This is a genomic window from Streptomyces sp. H39-C1 (assembly GCF_027158125.1).
GTDB classification, from domain to species: domain Bacteria; phylum Actinomycetota; class Actinomycetes; order Streptomycetales; family Streptomycetaceae; genus Actinacidiphila; species Actinacidiphila fildesensis.
Genome location: NZ_JAPVLS010000001.1, coordinates 85,275 through 104,923 on the forward strand (window position 1 = coordinate 85,275; position 19,649 = coordinate 104,923).

General features: G+C 69.0%; 13 protein-coding genes. 10 read left to right on the plus strand and 3 right to left on the minus strand.

Features of this window, described 5'->3' with window-relative positions; all coding sequences use genetic code 11:
• Positions 1-171: 171 nt before the first annotated feature.
• From O3W51_RS00390 to O3W51_RS00400, 3 genes are all read left to right on the plus strand, one after another.
• Positions 172-474: a hypothetical protein gene (locus O3W51_RS00390; RefSeq protein ID WP_138351153.1), complete on the plus strand. Its 303-nt coding sequence runs from the start codon at positions 172-174 to the stop codon at positions 472-474.
• 97 nt (positions 475-571) lie between these two features.
• Entirely contained in the window at positions 572-1,693 is a 1,122-nt protein-coding gene (locus O3W51_RS00395; RefSeq protein ID WP_138351154.1) for a lipid II:glycine glycyltransferase FemX, read from the plus strand.
• A 36-nt stretch (positions 1,694-1,729) separates the two neighbouring features.
• Positions 1,730-2,761: an alanine racemase gene (locus tag O3W51_RS00400; protein ID WP_138351155.1), complete on the plus strand. Its 1,032-nt coding sequence runs from the start codon at positions 1,730-1,732 to the stop codon at positions 2,759-2,761.
• A gap of 18 nt (positions 2,762-2,779) precedes the next feature.
• On the opposite strand, the gene O3W51_RS00405 is transcribed toward O3W51_RS00400, so the two are convergent.
• Together O3W51_RS00405 and O3W51_RS00410 are read right to left on the minus strand one after the other, a co-directional pair.
• The gene (locus O3W51_RS00405) at positions 2,780-4,321 is read right to left on the minus strand and encodes a glycosyltransferase family 87 protein (protein ID WP_138351156.1); all 1,542 of its coding nucleotides are present in this window, start codon (positions 4,319-4,321) and stop codon (positions 2,780-2,782) included.
• Between the two features lie 93 nt (positions 4,322-4,414).
• Entirely contained in the window at positions 4,415-7,153 is a 2,739-nt protein-coding gene (locus tag O3W51_RS00410; protein WP_198357237.1) for a transglycosylase domain-containing protein, read from the minus strand.
• Positions 7,154-7,534: 381 nt separating this feature from the next.
• Between O3W51_RS00410 and O3W51_RS00415 the strand changes: the two genes are divergently transcribed.
• From O3W51_RS00415 to O3W51_RS00430, 4 genes are all read left to right on the plus strand, one after another.
• Positions 7,535-8,185, plus strand: a complete 651-nt coding sequence (locus tag O3W51_RS00415; RefSeq protein ID WP_138351158.1) for a PadR family transcriptional regulator — start codon at positions 7,535-7,537, stop codon at positions 8,183-8,185.
• A 20-nt stretch (positions 8,186-8,205) separates the two neighbouring features.
• The gene (locus O3W51_RS00420) at positions 8,206-9,285 is read left to right on the plus strand and encodes an inositol-3-phosphate synthase (protein ID WP_138351159.1); all 1,080 of its coding nucleotides are present in this window, start codon (positions 8,206-8,208) and stop codon (positions 9,283-9,285) included.
• A gap of 147 nt (positions 9,286-9,432) precedes the next feature.
• Positions 9,433-10,722 (plus strand): MFS transporter, encoded by a 1,290-nt coding sequence (locus O3W51_RS00425; RefSeq protein ID WP_138351160.1) that lies wholly within the window; start codon positions 9,433-9,435, stop codon positions 10,720-10,722.
• Positions 10,723-10,770: 48 nt separating this feature from the next.
• Positions 10,771-11,559, plus strand: a complete 789-nt coding sequence (locus tag O3W51_RS00430) for an LppU/SCO3897 family protein (protein ID WP_187144947.1) — start codon at positions 10,771-10,773, stop codon at positions 11,557-11,559.
• A gap of 132 nt (positions 11,560-11,691) precedes the next feature.
• Here the strand turns inward: O3W51_RS00430 and O3W51_RS00435 are convergent, their stop codons facing one another.
• Positions 11,692-13,107: a CCA tRNA nucleotidyltransferase gene (locus tag O3W51_RS00435; RefSeq protein ID WP_138351161.1), complete on the minus strand. Its 1,416-nt coding sequence runs from the start codon at positions 13,105-13,107 to the stop codon at positions 11,692-11,694.
• Between the two features lie 145 nt (positions 13,108-13,252).
• Between O3W51_RS00435 and O3W51_RS00440 the strand changes: the two genes are divergently transcribed.
• From O3W51_RS00440 to O3W51_RS00450, 3 genes are all read left to right on the plus strand, one after another.
• Positions 13,253-15,652, plus strand: coding sequence for a DUF6049 family protein (locus tag O3W51_RS00440; RefSeq protein ID WP_138351162.1), 2,400 nt, complete (start codon positions 13,253-13,255; stop codon positions 15,650-15,652).
• A gap of 43 nt (positions 15,653-15,695) precedes the next feature.
• Positions 15,696-17,804 (plus strand): murein biosynthesis integral membrane protein MurJ, encoded by a 2,109-nt coding sequence (gene murJ / locus O3W51_RS00445; RefSeq protein WP_138351163.1) that lies wholly within the window; start codon positions 15,696-15,698, stop codon positions 17,802-17,804.
• Positions 17,805-17,928: 124 nt separating this feature from the next.
• Positions 17,929-19,632: a protein kinase family protein gene (locus tag O3W51_RS00450; RefSeq protein WP_269282761.1), complete on the plus strand. Its 1,704-nt coding sequence runs from the start codon at positions 17,929-17,931 to the stop codon at positions 19,630-19,632.
• Positions 19,633-19,649: the final 17 nt, after the last annotated feature.

The window sequence follows — 19,649 nt, forward strand, 5'->3', positions numbered from 1 at the left end:
CACTGACAATCACGGTGGATCGTTGTGGACCAGCGCAGACACCGGTGCAGACCGTACAGACTACCCGGACAACCGCCTCCGGTTGAAATCCGGCCGCTAATGCCCTCAATCTGTACACATCGGGTAGGAACGGCGCTACGATGCGCTACGGCTCCGTTACGGAGGTCTCCCATGGCACAGCAAGCGGCTCGGACCCATCGCCTCAGGTTCAACACCGACGGCCAGGCCCATCCCCTGGAGAACACGCTGGTCGCGGTCAGCCTGGTCCTCGGTGGCATCGCCATCGTCACGTCGATCTTCGACAGCCTGCATCTGCTCAGTTCCCTGACCGGCCTGGCCGGGATCATCACCGGGGGATACGGGCAATTCATCTCGGTCACCACCGCCGAACGCTTCGCGCTGATCATCGGGCTCGGCGCGGCCGCGGTCGGCTTCTACCTGGGTATGGCACACGGAGGGTTCTTCGGCGGCTGACCGGAGACTTGTCCACAGGGCTGGCGGGGCGGTTCCCCGATCGCAGTAGGCTTCGGCGCAGATAAGACCGCAGTCGTAGCGATGGGGAGCGCCCCGCATGAGCTTGACCCTGAGGACCATCAGCCGTGAGCAGCATCTGGCATTCATCCAGAGCCTGCCCTCGGCCAGTCACTGCCAGGTTCCGGCATGGGCGGATGTCAAGAACGAATGGCGCTCCGAGAACCTCGGCTGGTTCGACGACAAGACCGGCCAGATCGTCGGCGCCGGCCTGGTGCTGTACCGGCAGATCCCCAAGCTCAAGCGGTACCTCGCGTACCTGCCCGAGGGCCCGGTCATCAACTGGTACGCCCCGAACCTGGACGAGTGGCTCCAGCCGATGCTGGCGCACCTCAAGCAGCAGGGCGCCTTCACGGTGAAGATGGGCCCGCCCGTCGTCATCCGCCGCTGGGACGCGCCCGCCATCAAGGCCGGCATCTCCGACCCGGACGTGAAGCGGCTGCGGGACGTCGAGGCGACGTTCATCGAGCCCCGCGCCTTCGAGGTGGCCGACCGGCTGCGCCGGATGGGCTGGCAGCAGAACGAGGACGGCGGCGCAGGCTTCGGTGATGTGCAGCCGCGCTACGTCTACCAGGTGCCGCTGGAGAACCGTTCGCTGGACGACATCCTCAAGGGCTTCAACCAGCTGTGGCGCCGCAACATCAAGAAGGCCGAGAAGGCCGGCGTCGAGGTCGTGCAGGGCGGCTACGACGACCTCCCGGTCTGGCAGAAGCTGTACGAGGTGACGGCCGAGCGCGACCACTTCCGGCCCCGCCCGCTGTCGTACTTCCAGCGGATGTGGACCTCGCTCAACAACGAGGACCCCAACCGGATGCGGCTGTACCTGGCCGTGCACGAGGGCGAGGCGGTGGCCGCGGCCACCATGCTGATCGTCGGCGGGCACGTCTGGTACTCCTACGGCGCCTCCGCGAACCACAAGCGGGAGGTCCGGCCGTCCAACGCGATGCAGTGGCGGATGCTCAGGGACGCGTACGCCCTCGGGGCGAGCGTGTACGACCTGCGCGGCATCAGTGACTCCCTCGACGAGACGGACCACCTGTTCGGCCTGATCCAGTTCAAGGTGGGCACGGGCGGCCAGGCCGCCGAATACTTGGGCGAGTGGGATTTCCCCCTCAACAAACTGCTCCACAAGGCACTCGACATCTACATGTCCCGCCGCTGACCGGCGAGCAGACGAAGGAAAGGTCCTGACCAGGCCATGGCGCTCACCCTGTATGTCGACACCGCACGCTGGCGTGCGCACCAGCAGTCCGTGGCCGAGCAGTTCCCCGGCATAGTCCCGGTCTGCAAGGGCAACGGCTACGGCTTCGGACACGAGCGGCTCGCCGACGAGGCGACCCGGCTCGGCAGCGACATGCTCGCGGTCGGTACGACCTACGAAGCCGCCAGGATCAAGGACTGGTTCGGCGGCGACCTCCTGGTCCTCACCCCGTACCGGCTCGGCGAGGAGCCGGTACCGCTGCCGGACCGTGCGATCCGGTCGGTGTCCTCCGTCGAGGGCGTGCGCGGGCTGGTGGGCGCGCGGGTCGTCATCGAGGTCATGAGCAGCATGAAGCGCCACGGCGTCGCCGAGGACGACCTGGTCAAGCTGCACGCCGCCATCGACGACGTACGGCTGGAGGGCTTCGCCATCCATCTGCCGCTGGACCGCACCGACGGTTCCGACGCGGTGGAGGAGGTCTTCGGCTGGATGGAGCGGCTGCGCGCCGCCCGGCTGCCGCTGCACACGATGTTCGTCAGCCACCTCAAGGCGCATGAGCTCGGCCAGCTGCAGCAGCAGTTCCCGCAGACCAAGTTCCGTGCCCGGATCGGCACCCGGATGTGGCTCGGCGACCACGAGGCCACCGAGTACCGCGGTGCGGTCCTGGACGTCACGCGCATCGCCAAGGGCGAGCGCTACGGGTACCGCCAGCAGAAGGCCTCCGACGACGGCCACCTGATCGTGGTCGCGGGCGGGACCTCCCACGGGGTCGGGCTCGAAGCGCCCAAGGCCCTGCACGGCCTGATGCCCCGCGCCAAGGGTGTCGCGCGGGCCGGCCTGGCCACCGTCAACCGCAACCTGTCGCCGTTCGTGTGGGCGGGCAAGCAGCGGTGGTTCGCGGAGCCCCCGCACATGCAGGTCTCCATCCTCTTCCTGCCCAACGACGTGGCCCCGCCGGCGGTCGGTGACGAGCTGGTGGCGCACCTGCGGCACACCACCACCCAGTTCGACCGCGTCCTGGACCGCTGAGCCGCAGCAGGACGCCTCTCAGCCGGTCTCAGCCGCTGTCGCGGCACCGCCGCCCTCCACGGGCCGCTGTCCCGCCGGTGCGTGCCGTTCCACGCCCCACTCCACCGGCATCCCGGTGAAGGGGGCCGCGTGCCGCGGTTCATGGGCCCTGCCGAGCACGAACACGTCCGGCGCGCCGTCCAGCACGCCGCCGGACGGGTCGTCCTCGCCGTCCCAGCGCACCACGTCGCGTTCCGGCAGCAGGATGTCCCGCACCACCACGCCGCACAGGTACAGCGTGCCGAGGAGGTGGATGACGATCGCCAGGTGGTAGCCGTCCTGGGGCAGCCCGTGGTGCTTGTTGCCGCCCGTCACATAGGCGAGCTGCATCCAGATGCCCAGGAAGTACAGGACCTGGGAGCCCTGCCACACCAGGAAGTCCCGCCAGCGCGGCCTGGCGAGCACGGCCAGCGGCAGCAGCCACAGCACGTACTGGGGCGAGTAGACCTTGTTGGCGACCACTATGGCGGCCACGACGAGGAAGGCGAGCTGCGCGAAGCGGGGACGCCGGGGCGCGTAGAGCGCGAGGCCCGCGATGGCCGCGCAGAGCAGCAGCATCAGGGCGACGGCGTAGGAGTTGACGCCGTCGAGCGGCTTGCCGGTCTGCTGGCTGATGACGAGCCAGATGGAGCCGTAGTCGATCCGGCGTTCCTGGCTGAACGAGTAGAACTTCGCCCAGCCGTCGCGCGCCAGCAGGATCACCGGCAGGTTCACCACCAGCCACGCGCCCACCGCACCCGCCACGGCCGTCCAGAAGGCCCTCAGCCGGCCCGCCCGCAGGCAGAGCACGAACAGCGCCCCCAGCAGCAGTAGCGGATAGAGCTTGGCGGCAGTGGCCAGGCCGAGCAGGACGCCGGCCGCCAGCGGGCGGCTGCGGGACCACATCAGCATGGCTCCCGCGGTGAGCGCCACCGCGAACAGGTCCCAGTTGATGGTGGCGCTCAGCGCCAGCGCGGGGGAGAGCGCGACGAGCAGGGCGTCCCAGGGCCGGCGCCGGTGGGTGCGCGCGACGCACACCACGAGGGCCACCGCGCAGACCATCAGCATGCCCGCGTTGACCAGCCAGTAGATCTGCTCCCGGTGCTGCTCCGAGCCGCCGTCCGGGGTGAACCAGGACGCGACCTCCATGAAGAGGCCGGTCAGGACCGGGTACTCCAGATAGTGGAAGTCGGTGGAGACCTCGTCCGGGATCCGGTCGAAGTACGGCACGATCCCCGTGGAGAAACCGCGGCCGCCGAACAGGTGCGGGATGTCGGAGTAGCAGGCGTGGATGTACTGCGCGTCACCCGGCTGGAACCAGCCGCTGTTGTAGCAGGGCAGCTTCTGCACCATCCCGAGCGCGAACATGCCGATGACCAGGATCACCAGGACCCGCAGCGGGTTCCACCAGCGGTGGGTGCTGATCTCCGCCCGGCGTCCCAGCGGCCCGCCGATGACCTCGCTGGCGGATGCGGCCAGCGGATCCTCGTCGGTCGGCGGCACGAGGGCCTCCAGCTGGTCGTCTTCGCGCACGCTCGTCATGCCGGACATCCTGCCGCATGGCCCCGGAAGGCAGGAGGCCGCGGAGGGCATTGGCCCTCCGCGGCCCCGGCCGCACTGCTGACGGCTCATCCGTCAGTCGGAGAAACCGTTGTTGTTCCCACCGCCGCCGTTGTTGCGGGGCGGGGTGGTCGAGGGCGTCGGCGAGGTGCTGCCGCCACCACCGGGTGTGTGGTTGCACGGCGGCCAGTCGAGCGGCCCGCAGGACGTCGGCGGCGTACCGCTCGGCGTGTTCGACGGCGACGTGGGCGGCGTCGTCGTGGGCGTCGTCGGAGGCTTGGTCGTCGACGGGGTCTGGCTGGGCGTCGTCTGCGACGGCGTGGGCGTCGGGCTGGTGCCCGGCGCGTACATCACCTCGCCGGGATCGCTCGACGGCTCGTTGAAGGTCTGCTTCGGGGTGCCCTTGAGGGCCTCGGTCATGTAGTCGTGCCAGATCTGCGCCGGGAACGAATTACCGTGCATCTTCGCCTTGCCGGCGGTCCCGTACATCGACAGGAAGGTCTTCTTGCTGGCCTCGGCCTTGTCGTCCAGTCGCCACATACCGATCGAGGTCGACAGCGCCGGCGTGTAGCCGATGAACCAGGCCGACTTGTTGTCGTCGGTGGTACCGGTCTTGCCCGCGGCCTCGCGGCCGTCGTCGAGCTTCGCCGGCTCGCCGGTGCCCTTTTGGACCACGCCCTGCAGCACGTTGGTGACGGTGTCGGCCACGTTCGTCTCGAAGGCGACCTTCGACTTCTTCTCGTGCTTGTAGATCTGTCCGCTCTTGTCCGACACGCTGGTGACCGAGTACGGGTCGTTCTGCGTGCCGTTCGCGGCGAACGTCGCGTACGCCCCGGCCATCCGGATCGCGCTGGGCGACGAGGTGCCGATCGAGTACGTGACGCTGTTCTTGTAGTCGTTCAGACCGTTCGACGAGGAGGGCCGCAGACCCGCCGCGATCGCGGCGTCATGCACCTTGTCGGTGCCCACGTTCATACCGAGCTGGACGTAGGGGGAGTTCATCGACTTTTCCATGGCCTCGCGCAGCGTGACCTTCGCCTCGGACTCGCCGTCGTCGTTCGGCTGGGTCCACTCGTCGCCCTTGTTGTCGTGCCAGGGCTTGCCGTCGTAGGTGTTGATCTTCAGGTCGTTCTTACCGCTGAAGATGCTCTTCGGCGAGACCTTGGTGCGCTCGTCGTCACCCTGCTCCGGCCCCCCCTTGGGGTCACGCGATCCGTGCGTCATCGCGGCCGCCAGGACGAACGGCTTGAAGGTGGACCCGACCTGCGCGCCGGTCTCGTCGGCGTTGTTGGTGAAGTGCTGCGTCGCGTCGGTACCGCCGTAGATGGCGATGATCGCGCCGTCCTTGGGGTTGATCGAGGCGCCACCGAACTGCACGAACTTGTCGACGAACCCGCCGTCCTTGTCCAGGGTGGTGTTCTTCCCCGAGGTGTCCTTACGGGTGTCCGGCTTCAGGTTCTTGTCGCGGACCGCCTTGATCGACGCCTCCAGCTCCGCCACCTTCTTCTTGTTGAAGGTGGTGTGGATCTGGTAGCCGCCCTTGGTCAGCATGTCGGCCGTGACGTTGGTGTTGCTGGTGACGTAGGACTTGGCCAGCCCCACCAGATAGCCGATCTGCCCGGCCATCTGCGCGTTCTTCTTCACCGGGCCCGGCATCGGGTACGCCGTGTACTTCGCGCGATCCGCGGGCTCCAGGCGGCCGTCCTTGACCTCCTCGTCAAGGATCCACTTCCAGCGGTCCATGGACCGTGCCTTGTTGGCCTCGGGGGTGGCGTGCTGGTCGATGTCCACCGCACCGGCCGGGTCGAAGTACGTCGGGCCCTTGAGCAGCGCGGCAAGGAACGCGCACTGGCTCGGGTTGAGCTTGTCGGAGTCGACCCCGAAGTACGTCCGGGCCGCGGCCTGGATCCCGTAGGCACCCCGCCCGTAGTAGGAGGTGTTGAGGTAGCCGGCCATGATGTCCGGCTTCCTCACACTGGCGCCGACCTTTATCGAGATGAACAGTTCCTTGAACTTACGAGTGATCGTCTGCGACTGGTCGAGCCGGGAGTTCTTGACGTACTGCTGGGTGATCGTCGAACCACCCTGCACCTCACCGCCGGTGGCCATGTTCTTCAGGGCTCGCGCGATACCCATGGGGTCGACGCCGCTGTCGCCCTCGAAGCTCTTGTTCTCCGCGGAGATGACCGCGTTCTGCATCGCCTTCGGGATCGACTCGATGGGCACGATCTGGCGGTTGATCTCCCCGCCGGTCGCGATCATCGGGGTGTTGTCGTCCCAGTAGTAGACGTTGTTCTGCGCGGTGGCGGCCAGGTTCACGTTCGGGACCTTCACCATCGCGTACGCGATGCCCGCGATACCGACCAGCGTGCCGAGGAACGCGATGGTCAGCGACGTGACCTGCTTCCAGGACGGCATCCAGTGGCGCCAGCCGGTCTTGCCCCAGCGCGGATAGTCGATGAAGCGCTTCTTCGGGGGACGGCCGGGACCACTGCCACTGCCGCTGCCGCTGCCACCACCGCCGGTCCTGCGGCGCCCGCCGCCACCGGAACCGCCCGCGCCTTCCGCGACACCCGCGCCCTCGGCAGCGTTCGCCGCACGGCGGCGACCGCCCTGCGAAGCACGGCGAGCAGCCGCGCGGCCGGGATAGGAAGGCCCGTCACCGGCGGATCCGCCCGATGACGGTCCCTGGGACGGCGGGTTTGCGGCGCGCCGGCCACCGGACGACGGCGGCGGTTGCTGCTGCGCTCCGCGCCGGGCGGCTGCGCGGCCGCCGCCGGGCGACTGCGGCGGCTTGCGACGGTGATCGCTCATGAACAGCTACTCCTAGAACAGGCGGGATCGCCTGAAGGCGGCAATGAATATCCGTGGGTCCCCCTGAGTGCGGCAGTGTCAGGCCGCACTGCACCCAGGACCAAGACGCTCACGCGCGTCACAGGGTTCCCGGTGCTCTGCATGGCGAACAGAGTACGCAGGCTCAAAAGCCCTGTGACACCAACCTTCGTCACATAACGGGCGGCTGGGCCTTCACAGGTTTCCCGATGTGACACCGGTCACCGCGGGCCGCCTTGCCAGATAGATCAAGCCGTTCTATCGTCGCGATGTATCGAGTCGATACATCGAGTCGGCACAAGCACCACCACACACCGGGGCGGACCCGGGTTCAGCGGTGGCCAGGACGGAGAGGCGGGGGCAGTGAGCAAGCGCTCCGGGATCCTCGAATTCGCTGTTCTCGGCCTGCTGCGCGAATCCCCGATGCACGGTTACGAGCTGCGCAAGCGGCTCAACACCTCGCTCGGTGTGTTCCGCGCGTTCAGCTACGGCAGCCTTTATCCCTGCCTGAAGACGCTGGTCGCCCAGGGCTGGTTGATCGAGGAGACGGTTCCGGACGTGGATCCGCTGGCCGCTCCCCTCGTCGGCCGCCGGGCGAAGATCGTCTACCGGCTGACCACGGCGGGCAAGGAGCACTTCGAGGAGCTCCTCGCCCACTCAGGGCCGGACGCATGGGAGGACGAGCACTTCGCGGCTCGTTTCGCCTTCTTCGGCCAGACGTCACGGGACGTTCGGATGCGCGTCCTCGAGGGGCGGCGCAGCCGCCTCGAGGAACGCCTGGACAAGATGCGCGCCTCGTTGGTGCGCACCCGTGAGCGGCTCGACGACTACACGCTCGAGCTGCAACGGCACGGCATGGAATCGGTGGAGCGCGAGGTCCGCTGGCTCAACGAGCTGATCGAGACCGAGCGCAACGGGCGCACCACGCGCCCGTCGGCCAAGCAGGACGACAACACACAAGACCGCAACACTCAAGAACATGGCGGCCAACCCGGAGACCGGGGAACCGCGTGACGATTACACAGGGAGCAACCGTGGGTTCGGTTCGCGTAGCCATTGTTGGCGTGGGCAACTGCGCCGCGTCGCTGGTGCAGGGTGTCGAGTACTACAAGGACGCCGACCCGAACGGCCGCGTGCCTGGCCTCATGCACGTGCAGTTCGGTGACTACCACGTGCGTGACGTCGAGTTCGTGGCCGCCTTCGATGTCGACGCGAAGAAGGTCGGCCTCGACCTCGCGGACGCCATCGGCGCCAGCGAGAACAACACGATCAAGATCTGCGACGTTCCGCAGAGCGGTGTCACCGTCGAGCGCGGTCACACCCACGACGGTCTCGGCAAGTACTACCGCGAGACCATCGAGGAGTCGGACGCGGCCCCGGTCGACATCGTCAAGATCCTCAAGGACCGTCAGGTCGACGTTCTCGTCTGCTACCTGCCCGTCGGCTCCGAGGTCGCTGCGAAGTTCTACGCGCAGTGCGCCATCGACGCCAAGGTCGCGTTCGTCAACGCCCTCCCGGTCTTCATCGCCGGCACCAAGGAGTGGGCGGACAAGTTCACCGAGGCCGGTGTGCCGATCGTCGGTGACGACATCAAGTCGCAGGTCGGCGCCACGATCACGCACCGTGTGATGGCGAAGCTCTTCGAGGACCGCGGTGTCCTGCTGGAGCGCACCATGCAGCTGAACGTCGGCGGCAACATGGACTTCAAGAACATGCTGGAGCGCGACCGCCTCGAGTCGAAGAAGATCTCGAAGACGCAGGCCGTCACCTCGCAGATCGACCGCGACCTGGGTGCCGACAACGTGCACATCGGCCCGTCGGACTACGTGGCGTGGCTCGACGACCGCAAGTGGGCGTTCGTCCGCCTCGAGGGCCGCGCCTTCGGTGACGTCCCGCTGAGCCTGGAGTACAAGCTCGAGGTCTGGGACTCCCCGAACTCGGCCGGCGTCATCATCGACGCGGTGCGTGCCGCGAAGATCGCCCTGGACCGCGGCATCGGTGGCCCGATCCTCTCGGCGTCCTCGTACTTCATGAAGTCCCCGCCGGTGCAGTACTTCGACGACGAGGCCCGCGACAACGTCGAGAAGTTCATCAAGGGCGAGGTCGAGCGCTGAGCCCAGCCGGCTCTGGCTCACCGGTCGATCGGCACGTAACCGCCGATCGCCATTGATCGCCGCTGAACCGCCGATCACGCACGACGCGTAACCGTCAGGCCCCGGGTGGTGCACCCGGGGCCTGACGCGTCATGTGAGGCTGTGCCCATGGCTGTTGTGCGCGATCTCCGCGTACTGCTGCGGCTGCGCGACTTCCGGCGGCTGCTCGCGGTGCGCCTGCTGTCCCAACTGTCCGACGGCGTCTTCCAGGTCGCGCTCGCCACGTACGTCGTGTTCTCGCCCGAGAAGCAGGCGTCCCCCGCCGCCATCGCCTCAGCGATGGCCGTGCTCCTGCTGCCGTACTCGCTGCTGGGGCCGTTCACCGGGGTGCTGCTGGACCGCTGGCGGCGCCGCCAGGTCCTGCTGTACTGCAACCTGCTGCGCGCGGTGCTGTCCTGCGGCACGGCCGCGCTGATCCTGGCGCATGTCCCGGACTGGCTGTTCTATCTGTCGGCGCTGTCCGTCACCGCCGTCAACCGCTTCGTCCTGGCCGGGCTGTCGGCCGCGCTGCCGCGCGTCGTGGACCGGGAGCGGCTCGTGATGGCCAACTCGCTGTCGCCGACAGCGGGAACGCTGGCCGCGACGGCCGGCGGCGGCCTCGCCTTCCTCGTCCACCTCGGCCTCGCCAAGGGCGCCGGAGCCGACGCGACCGTGGTGCTGCTCGCCGCGTTCGTCTACCTCTGCGCGGGCCTGGCCGCCCTCGCCCTGGACCGCGACCTCCTCGGCCCCGACCCGGACCTCGTCCAACCACGCCTCGGCACAGCGCTGACCGGCACCGTGCACGGCCTCGCGGAGGGGCTGCGCCATCTGCGCAGCCGCCCGGCCGCGGTGCGGGCCATGGCCGCCATGACCGCCCTGCGCTTCTGTTACGGCGCACTCACCGTCGTCCTGCTGATGCTGTGCCGCTACGCCTGGAACACCGCGTCGGACCGGCCGGGCGACGACGGCAGCGGTGGGCTGGCCCTGCTCGGACTCGCGGTGGGGGTCTCGGGTGCGGGCTTCTTCGCCGCCGCCGTCGTCACGCCCTGGGCCACCGCCCGCTTCGGCACCGCCGGCTGGATCACGGTCTGCGCCGGGTCCGCCGCCGTGCTTCTCCCGCCGCTGGCCCTGCCGTTCGACCCCGCGCCCATGCTGGTGGCCGCCTTCGCCCTGGGCATCTGCACCCAGGGCGCCAAGATCGCCACCGACACCGTCGTCCAGTCCTCGGTCGACGACGCGTACCGGGGACGGGTCTTCTCGCTCTACGACGTGGCCTTCAACGTCGCCTTCGTCGGCGCCGCGGCGGTCGCCGCCCTGATGCTTCCGCCGGACGGCCGGTCCGCTCTGCTGATCGCCCTACTGGCCCTGCTGTACGCGGTGGTGGCCCTGGCGATGCTCCGTGTCAGGGGTCTCCAGTAGTGTTCGCCCGTTCTTACGTCGCTCATACATCCCATTCGGGGGACACCCATGACCACTTCACCGCCACCGCAGTACCAGCAGGGCGGCAACCCGTACGGGCAGCCGCAGCCGCCCCAGGGCGGGAACCCGTACGGCCAGCCGCAACCGCCGCAGGGCGGCAACCCGTTCGGGCAGCAGGGAACGCAGCCGTATCCCCAGCAGGGAGCCCAGCCCGGCGCGTGCACCTTCTGCGGTGGCTACCCCGCAGTCCACGCCACGGTCCGCGGTCACCAGGGCTTCCTGGTCATCATGCGATTCCTCAAGCTGAAGGCCAACTACTGCCGCTCCTGCGGCATAGCCACGCACCGCGACATGACCACCAAGACCCTGTGGCAGGGCTGGTGGGGCATCGCCTCGTTCGTCATCACGCCGGTCACCCTGCTCATCAACCTGGGCGCACGCGGCAAGTTCAACAAGCTCCCCGCGCCCACCGGTGGCTGGGGGCCGCCCCGCGAGCCCGGAAAGCCGATCTTCGGGCGGGTGGGTGCCTACGGCATCCTGGTCCCGCTCATCGTGATCGCCGCGATCATCGGGGTGAACGCGCTCGACAAGAGCGCCAGCACGGCCGCCGTCGGCGACTGCATGCACCGCGGTAGCACCAGCAACACCAACCCGGACCTGGAGGTCGTCTCCTGCACGGACGCCAAGGCGCAGTACAAGGTGCTGGCGGTGATTAGTGGCACGTACGGCAGCACCGAGGCCGGAGAGAAGTGCTCGGCGGCAGCACCGGACTTCCGCTACCAGTACACCGAGTCCGGTAGCGGCAGCGACTTCCTGCTCTGCCTGAAGGACAAGTAGTCCCACCTGGTCCCACCCGGTTCACGGACGCACGCAGGGGCGATGTTCCACGTGGAACATCGCCCCTCGCGCCGTCCGGGCCTGTCCGGGCCGTGCCATGTTCCACGTGGAACATCGCATCCGCCGGAGCGGTCAGCCCTGCGTCGCCCACCACTCCTTGAGTGCGGCGATCGCGTCCTCCTCGGCCATCGGGCCGTTCTCCAGCCGCAGCTCCAGCAGGAACTGGTAGGCCTTGCCGATCACCGGACCGGGCGGGACATCCAGGATCTGCATGATCTGGTTGCCGTCCAGGTCCGGGCGGATCGAATCGAGCTCCTCCCGCTCCTGGAGCTCGCCGATCCGCTCCTCCAGCCCGTCATAGGTACGGGAGAGCGCCGCCGCCTTGCGCTTGTTCCGTGTCGTGCAATCGGACCGGGTGAGCTTGTGCAGCCGGCCCAGCAGCGGGCCCGCGTCCCGCACGTAACGCCGGACGGCGGAGTCCGTCCACTCCCCGGTGCCGTACCCGTGGAACCGCAGATGCAGCTCGACGAGCCTCGCGACGTCCTTGATCATGTCGTTGGGGTACTTGAGCTTGGCCATCCTGGACTTGGTCATCTTCGCGCCCACCACCTCGTGGTGGTGGAAGGAGACCCGGCCGTCGGACTCGAAGCGCCGGGTCCGCGGCTTTCCGATGTCGTGCAGCAGCGCGGCCAGCCGCAGCACCAGGTCGGGGCCGTCCGTCTCCAGGTCGATGGCCTGCTCCAGGACGGTCAGCGAGTGCTCGTAGACGTCCTTGTGCCGGTGGTGCTCGTCACGCTCCAGGCGCAGCGCCGAGAGCTCCGGCAGTACCCGCTCCGCCAGCCCGGTGTCGACCAGCAGCCGCAGACCCTTGCGCGGGTTGTCCGAGAGGATGAGCTTGTTCAGTTCGTCCCGGACCCGCTCCGCCGAGACGATCTCGATACGGTCCGCCATCGCCGTCATCGCGGCGACGACCTCGGGAGCGACCTCGAAGTCCAGCTGGGCCGCGAAGCGCGCGGCGCGCATCATCCGCAGCGGGTCGTCGGAGAAGGAGTCCTCCGGCGTACCGGGAGTGCGCAGCAGCCGTCCGGCCAGGTCGTCGAGGCCGCCGTACGGGTCGACGAAGACGCTTCCCGGCAGCGCGACGGCCATCGCGTTGACCGTGAAATCGCGGCGGACCAGATCCTCCTCGATGGTGTCGCCGTAGGAGACCTCGGGCTTGCGGGAGGTCCGGTCGTAAGCCTCGGACCGGTAGGTGGTGACTTCGACCTGGAAGCCGTCCTTCATGCACCCGACGGTGCCGAAGGCGATACCGACCTCCCACACGGCCTCCGCCCAGGGCCGGATGATCTTCAGCACCTGTTCCGGGCGGGCGTCGGTCGTAAAGTCCAGGTCGTTGCCGAGCCTGCCGAGCAGGGTGTCACGGACCGAGCCGCCGACGAGGGCGAGCTTGAAGCCGGCTTCCTGGAAGCGGCGGCCGAGGTCTTCGGCGACCGGCGCGACCGTGTGAGGGGCCTGCTGGATCTGGGGGTCATTGTTGGCATTCGGCACAACGTAAAAGGGTACGTGGCCGCGAGCCTCCTGGCCTCCGCGTTATGTCCCCGGTCCACATGGAGCAGTCCGCAGCACTTTGCCTCTCGCCCGATCGTTAACATGCCAGGACGCACATCCGATTGACGACAGGACGGGCAAACGAGTGGGCGAGGCGGCACAGTCACCCGGTACACCCACGGCTCGTCCGCGGCGGCTACGCCGCGCGGCCGCGCTGATCGCCGGGGCGTCGCTCTTCGCGGGCCTGCTGCAGGTGCACGCCGCACCCGCCTCCTACGCCGCCTCGGCCGGTACCGGATCACGGACCGCCCAGGTGTCCCTGGAATCCGTGGACCCGGTCACCCCGGCCAAGGACGGCACGATCACCGTCGAGGGCACCGTCACCAACACCGGACGGGCCACGATCACCCATGCCGAGGCCGGACTGCGGGTCTCCTCCAGCAGCCCGCTGACCAGCCGCAGCGCGATCAGCTCCGCCGCCGCACGCACCGGGAGCACCGGAGACGACGGCAGCCTGATCACCGAGCACACGGCCAAGCTGGCGGACATCCCGTCCGGCGCGAGCAGCGCCTTCTCCCTGAAGGTGCCCGTGAGCGCCCTGGAGCTGGGTGCTGACGGCGTCTACCAGCTGGGAGTCACCCTCAACGGCCAGACCGCCGACGAGGCCTACAACCACGTCCTGGGGATCCAGCGGACGTTTCTCCCCTGGTATGCGAAGGGTGAGGCCAAGCCGACCCAGTTCACTTTCCTGTGGCCGCTGGCCGACCGGCCGCATCTGGCGGTGCGCAGCGACACCGACGACCAGCAGAGCCCGATCTTCCTGGACGACGACCTCGCGGCGGATCTCGCCCCCGGCGGCCGGCTGCAGGAGCTGGTGGAGCTGGGCAAGACCCTGCCGATCACCTGGGTCGTCGATCCGGACCTGCTCGCCACCGTCGACTTCATGACCCGCAGCTACCGGGTACTGGGTCCGGACGGGGACGTCGCGCACACCACGCCGGGTACGGGCACCGAGAACGCCAAGCAGTGGCTCAACGACCTGAAGTCCGCGACCGCCGGCCATGAGGTGGTGTCGCTGCCCTTCGGTGACACCGACATCGCCTCGATCGCCCATCACGGCAAGGACGTCCCCGCGACCCTCGGCCACCTCAAGACGGCCACGGATCTGGGGGTCAGGACCGTCGACACGATCCTCGGCCTGGAACCGACCTCCAATGTGGCCTGGCCGGCCGACGGCGCCGTCGATCCGTCGATCGTGGACATCGCCACCGCCGGCGGCGCCGACAAGCTGATCGCGCGCAGCGACAGCTTCGGAGAGACCGGCTCGCTCGCCTACACCCCGACGTCCGCCCGGCCGATCAGCGGCGGCACCACGGCGGTGGTCAGCGACGCCGTGCTCTCCAAGGCGTTCACGGGCGACATGACGAGCGCCTCGGCGTCGACCCTCGCGGTCCAGGAGTTCCTCTCCCAGACCCTGATGATCACCATGCAGGCGCCGACCAAGCAGCGCAGCATCGTCGTCGCGCCGCAGCGCATGCCCACCGCGTCCCAGGCCCAGGAGATGGCCCAGGGCATCGCCGCGGTCGGCCACAGCCCCTGGGCGCAGACCATCAGCTTCGACGCGGCCACCAAGGCGCCCGCGGACCCGGCCGCCAACCACAAGGTGCCCGGCACCTCCGCGTACCCCGACTACCTGCGCAAGCAGGAGATCAGCACCAGCGCGTTCCAGGACATCCAGCGGACGCAGGGCCAGCTCAACGGATTCACGGTGATCCTCAGCCGCAAGGACCGGGTCACCGTCCCCTTCACCGCGGCGGTCCTGCGCTCGATGTCCAACGCCTGGCGCGGCGACCCCATCGGCGCCTCGCTGTTCCGTAACTCCATCGGGTCCTACCTCACCGACCTCATGGGCTCGGTGCACATCCTGGACAAGACCAACCTGACGCTGTCCGGGCGCAGTGCCACGATCCCGGTCACCGTGAAGAACGAACTCGGGCAGGCCGTCACCGGTCTGGAACTGCGGCTCACCTCCAGCGCGCAGATCCGGCTGGACGTCGGCGACCCCCAGCCGGTCACCGTCGAGGGCGGCCACACCCGCTCGCTGAAGTTCCCCACCAAGGCGGGCGCGAACGGCCTGGCGCAGGTGACCGCCCAGCTCTACACCAAGGACGGCGTCAAGTACGGCGATCCGATCTCGTTCAACGTCAAGGTCACCTCGATCACCGACACCGTGATGCTGGTGATCGCCGGCGGCCTGCTGCTCCTCGCGCTGGCCGGCGTGAAGATGTACAACCAGCGCAAGCGCAAGGCGGCCGCCGGAGCGGGTGGCACCGATGCCGACGGGGACGACGACGGCGACGCGGCCGGTGACGGCGACGACGGCACTGACGGTGCCGATGGTGCGGACGGTACGGGCGGTGCGGACGGCTTGGAAGAGAGCGACGGTGCGGTCGGCGCCGAAGCCGGGCAGCCGGGTGACCCGGCTCCGGACACCGCCCCGGAAAACACGGACCCGTCCCCGCCGGGTGAGAAGGTGGACCGATAGCCAGGCCGGGTCTCGACAGCGGACAATCAATAAGGTGGGGCAGATGAACGCGCCGTACGACGGTGACCGCGACCGGGAGACTCCGGCCGGAGATCCGCGCGCACAGGTACCGCCGCCACCCCCGGGCTCCCACCCGGTCCCGCCGGACCCCTATCTGCAGAACACCTACGCCCACGATCCGTACCAGCAGCAGGATCCGACCGCGCAGGACCCCGTCGGCGAGGCGCTCTACGACCGCGCCGCGCACCCTCCGCCGCCGCCCCCGCCCTACGGGCAGCCGTGGCCCCCGCAGCAACAGCAGTACCAGATGCCGTACGGCGACGACGCCACCACGCAGTACGTCGGGGTGGACGACCTGGTGACCCACGCGGCCGAGGAGCCGCCCCCCTACGACGCGTTCGCGCACCTGTACCGCGACCAGCAGCCCACCGCGGCGCCCGTCGGGCCGCCCGTGGAGCCTGTTGTGCCCGAGCCGGAGCAGCAGGCGGCCCCGGTCCCCGCGCCGCGCTCCGCCGGCCGTGGCGGCAGCATCCTGAAGTCCAGCGCCCTGATGGCGGCCGGCACCCTGGTCTCCCGCCTCACCGGCTTCGTCCGCACCCTGGTCATCGCCGCGGCGATCGGTGTCGCCACCCTCGGCGACTCCTACGCGGTCGCGATGGTCCTGCCCACGATGATCTACATCCTCACCGTCGGCGGCGGCCTCAACTCCGTCTTCGTCCCGCTGCTGGTCCGCGCGATGAAGGACGACGAGGACGGCGGCACCGCGTTCGCGAACCGGCTGCTGACCCTCGTCATGGTCATTCTCGGCGGCATCGTCACGCTCACCGTGATCGCGGCCCCGCTGCTGGTCCGCATGATGTCCACGAAGATCGCGGACAACCCGGCCACCTTCGACGTCGCGGTGACCTTCGCCCGCTACTGCCTGCCCACGATCTTCTTCATGGGTGTGCACGTCGTGATGGGGCAGATCCTCAACGCCCGAGGCAAGTTCGGCGCGATGATGTGGACCCCGGTCCTCAACAACATCGTCGTCATCTTCACCTTCGGCATGTTCATCTGGGTCTACGGCTCCTACGGCACGACCAAGATGGACGCCACCACGATCTCCCCCGAGGGCATCCAGCTGCTCGGCATCGGCACCCTGCTCGGCCTGGCCGTGCAGTCCATCGCGATGCTGCCCTATCTGCGCGAGGCGGGCTTCAAGTTCCGGCTGCGCTTCGACTGGCGCGGCCACGGACTCGGCCACGCCGCGAAGCTGGCCAAGTGGACGTTCTTCTTCGTCCTCGCCAACCAGGCCGGCCTCATCGTCGTCACCCAGCTCGCCACCTGGGCCGGGTCCGAGGCCGACAAGCTCGGTTTCCAGGGCACCGGCATCACCGCCTACAACAACGCACTGCTGATCTGGCAGATGCCGCAGGCGATCATCACGGTCTCCGTCATGGCCGCCGTGCTGCCCCGGATCTCCCGCGCCGCCCACGACGGGGACTCACCTGCGGTCCGCGACGACATCTCCTACGGCCTGCGCACCTCGGCCGTGGCCATCGTCCCGGCCGCCTTCGCCTTCCTCGCCCTCGGCGTCCCGATGTGCAGCCTGCTGTACGCCGGCACCGGAACGGACTCCGCGCGCAACATCGGATTCATCCTGATGGCCTTCGGGATCGGACTGATCCCGTTCTCCGTGCAGTACGTCGTGCTGCGCGGCTTCTACGCCTTCGAGGACACCCGCACCCCCTTCTACAACACGGTGATCGTCGCCGCGGTGAACGCCGTCGCGTCCGCGGTCTGCTTCGTCGTGCTCCCCTCCCGCTGGGCCGTGGTCGGTATGGCCTTCTCCTACGGGCTGGCCTACGCGGTCGGCGTCGGCGTCGCCGTCAGGCGGCTGCGCACCCGGCTGGGCGGCGACCTCGACGGCAAGCGCATCACCCGGACGTACGCACGCCTCACCGGCGCCTGCGTCCCCGCCGCCCTGGCCGCCGGGGTCGCGGTCTACGGCATCACCCGGACCCTGGGCAGCGGGGCTTCCGGCTCGCTGGTCTCCCTGATCGTCGGCGGCGCACTGCTGATCGGCGTCTTCTACATCGCCGCCAAGCGTATGAGGATCGAGGAAATGACCGCGATGGTCGGAATGGTGCGCGGCAGACTCGGCCGCTGATCGAAAGAACACGGCGGGCAACCATCGGCTCCCGCCGTGTGTCGTGCATAGAGCCGGACTGTGGGCACAATTGGCCTTGGCTCTGAAGTGGGATCGCGCAACGGATGGGGAGGCAGGAACGACGGTGGCGGATCGGAGTACGGCTGCCGTCGGAGTGGCCAACGAGAGCGGCGAACCGCCGCCCACCGTCCAGCAGGACGGGGCCACACCCGACGAGACGACGGATCAGGACAACCCCCAGGACGCGCGGGACGAACCGCAGGACGAGGCAGCGGAGCAGCACAAGGGCAAGAGCAAGCCGCCGGAACTCCACAGCGGCCACAAGCTGGCCCGCCGCTACCAGTTGGAGGAGTGCGTCACCCGCCTCGACGGCTTCAGCAGCTGGCGGGCGGTCGACGAGAAGCTACGGCGTGCCGTGGGCATCCATCTCCTGCCCGCCGACCACTCCAGGGCCCGTCAGGTGCTCGCGGCCGCCCGTTCGGCCGCACTCCTGGGTGATCCCCGTTTCGTCCAGGTCCTCGACGCGGTCGAGGAGAACGACCTCGTCTACGTCATCCACGAATGGCTCCCCGACGCCGCCGCGCTCAGTGACAGCCTGGCCGCCGGACCGCTGGAGCCGCACGACGCCTACCAGATGGTCAGCCAGGTCTCCCAGGCCATGGCCGCCGCCCACCGCGAGGGACTGGCGCATCTGCGGCTCAGCCCGGGCTCCGTACTGCGCACCGGTTCCGGGCAGTACCGCATCCGCGGCCTCGCCGTCACCGCCGCGCTGCGCGGCCTGAAGTCCGAGCGCCCGCAGCGCGAGGACACCGAGGCGATCGGCGCGCTGCTCTACGCCTCGCTCACCCGGCGCTGGCCCTACGAGGAGGACGCGTACGGCCTCACCGGCCTGCCCAAGGCCGTCGGGCTCGTCGCCCCCGACCAGGTGCGCGCGGGGGTCCACCGCGGGCTGTCCGAGATCGCTATGCGCGCGCTCGTCAACGAGGGCGCCACCGCCTCCCGCGAGGATTCGCCGTGCACCACTCCGGAGGAGCTGGCTCGAGCGGTCGCCGGCCTGCCCCGGATCAAGCCCCCTGAGCCGGACATCTCGCCGTACCAGCGCACCACGTACCAGCAGGGCCCCTACCGCCAGACGCCCGCCACGCCCCGGCCGGCACCGGCGTCCCCCGCTCCGCCGCCGGCCCTTCCCGGCCGCACCGGCAAGGTACTCAAGTGGGCCGTTTCCGCGCTGCTGATCGCCGCGCTGGGATTGGGCAGCTGGCAGCTCGCGGACACCCTCATGGGCCGCGAGGAACAGAGCAAGGAAGACACCGGCAACTCCCAGCGGGCCGGCCAGGACCCCAGCAGCGCCGCTCCCGGCACACCGCTGGCCATCTCCTCGGCCAGTGAGTTCTCGCCGCTGGCCGCCCCGATAGCGCCCGACAAGGTCGCGTTCGCCGTCGACGGCAAGGCCGACACCTCCTGGATCACCAGCAACTACAAGGGCCAGTCGAACTTCGGCAACCTGCCCAACCGCATCCAGGGCAGTGGCATCATCGTCGACCTGGGCAGCCGGCGTAAGGTCACCGGCATCGACCTCACGATGTGGGTACCCGGCCAGACCGTGGAGGTTCTGGCCGCGGCACCGGACGCTTCCCAGCCCACCACCCTGGCGGCCTTCCCGCAGCGGCTCGCCCCGGCGGCCAAGGCCGGGAGCACCGTTCAGGTGACCGCCGGCCAGCAGGTGGAAACGCGCTACATCCTGATCCACATCACCGACCTGCCGCCCGAGTCCGGTGGTGGCTTCCGTGGCGGCATCACGGAAATAAAGGTCCTCGGCAACAGCTGAGCAGCGGACGGGGAGGC

Coding starts and splice junctions, on each gene's coding strand:
- murJ (WP_138351163.1), top strand. CDS start 15,696: ATGAACGCGCCGTACGACGGTGACCGCGACCGGGAGACTCCGGCCGGA.
- O3W51_RS00425 (WP_138351160.1), top strand. CDS start 9,433: ATGGCTGTTGTGCGCGATCTCCGCGTACTGCTGCGGCTGCGCGACTTC.
- O3W51_RS00430 (WP_187144947.1), top strand. CDS start 10,771: ATGACCACTTCACCGCCACCGCAGTACCAGCAGGGCGGCAACCCGTAC.
- O3W51_RS00410 (WP_198357237.1), bottom strand. CDS start 7,153: ATGAGCGATCACCGTCGCAAGCCGCCGCAGTCGCCCGGCGGCGGCCGC.
- O3W51_RS00405 (WP_138351156.1), bottom strand. CDS start 4,321: ATGACGAGCGTGCGCGAAGACGACCAGCTGGAGGCCCTCGTGCCGCCG.
- O3W51_RS00390 (WP_138351153.1), top strand. CDS start 172: ATGGCACAGCAAGCGGCTCGGACCCATCGCCTCAGGTTCAACACCGAC.
- O3W51_RS00400 (WP_138351155.1), top strand. CDS start 1,730: ATGGCGCTCACCCTGTATGTCGACACCGCACGCTGGCGTGCGCACCAG.
- O3W51_RS00395 (WP_138351154.1), top strand. CDS start 572: ATGAGCTTGACCCTGAGGACCATCAGCCGTGAGCAGCATCTGGCATTC.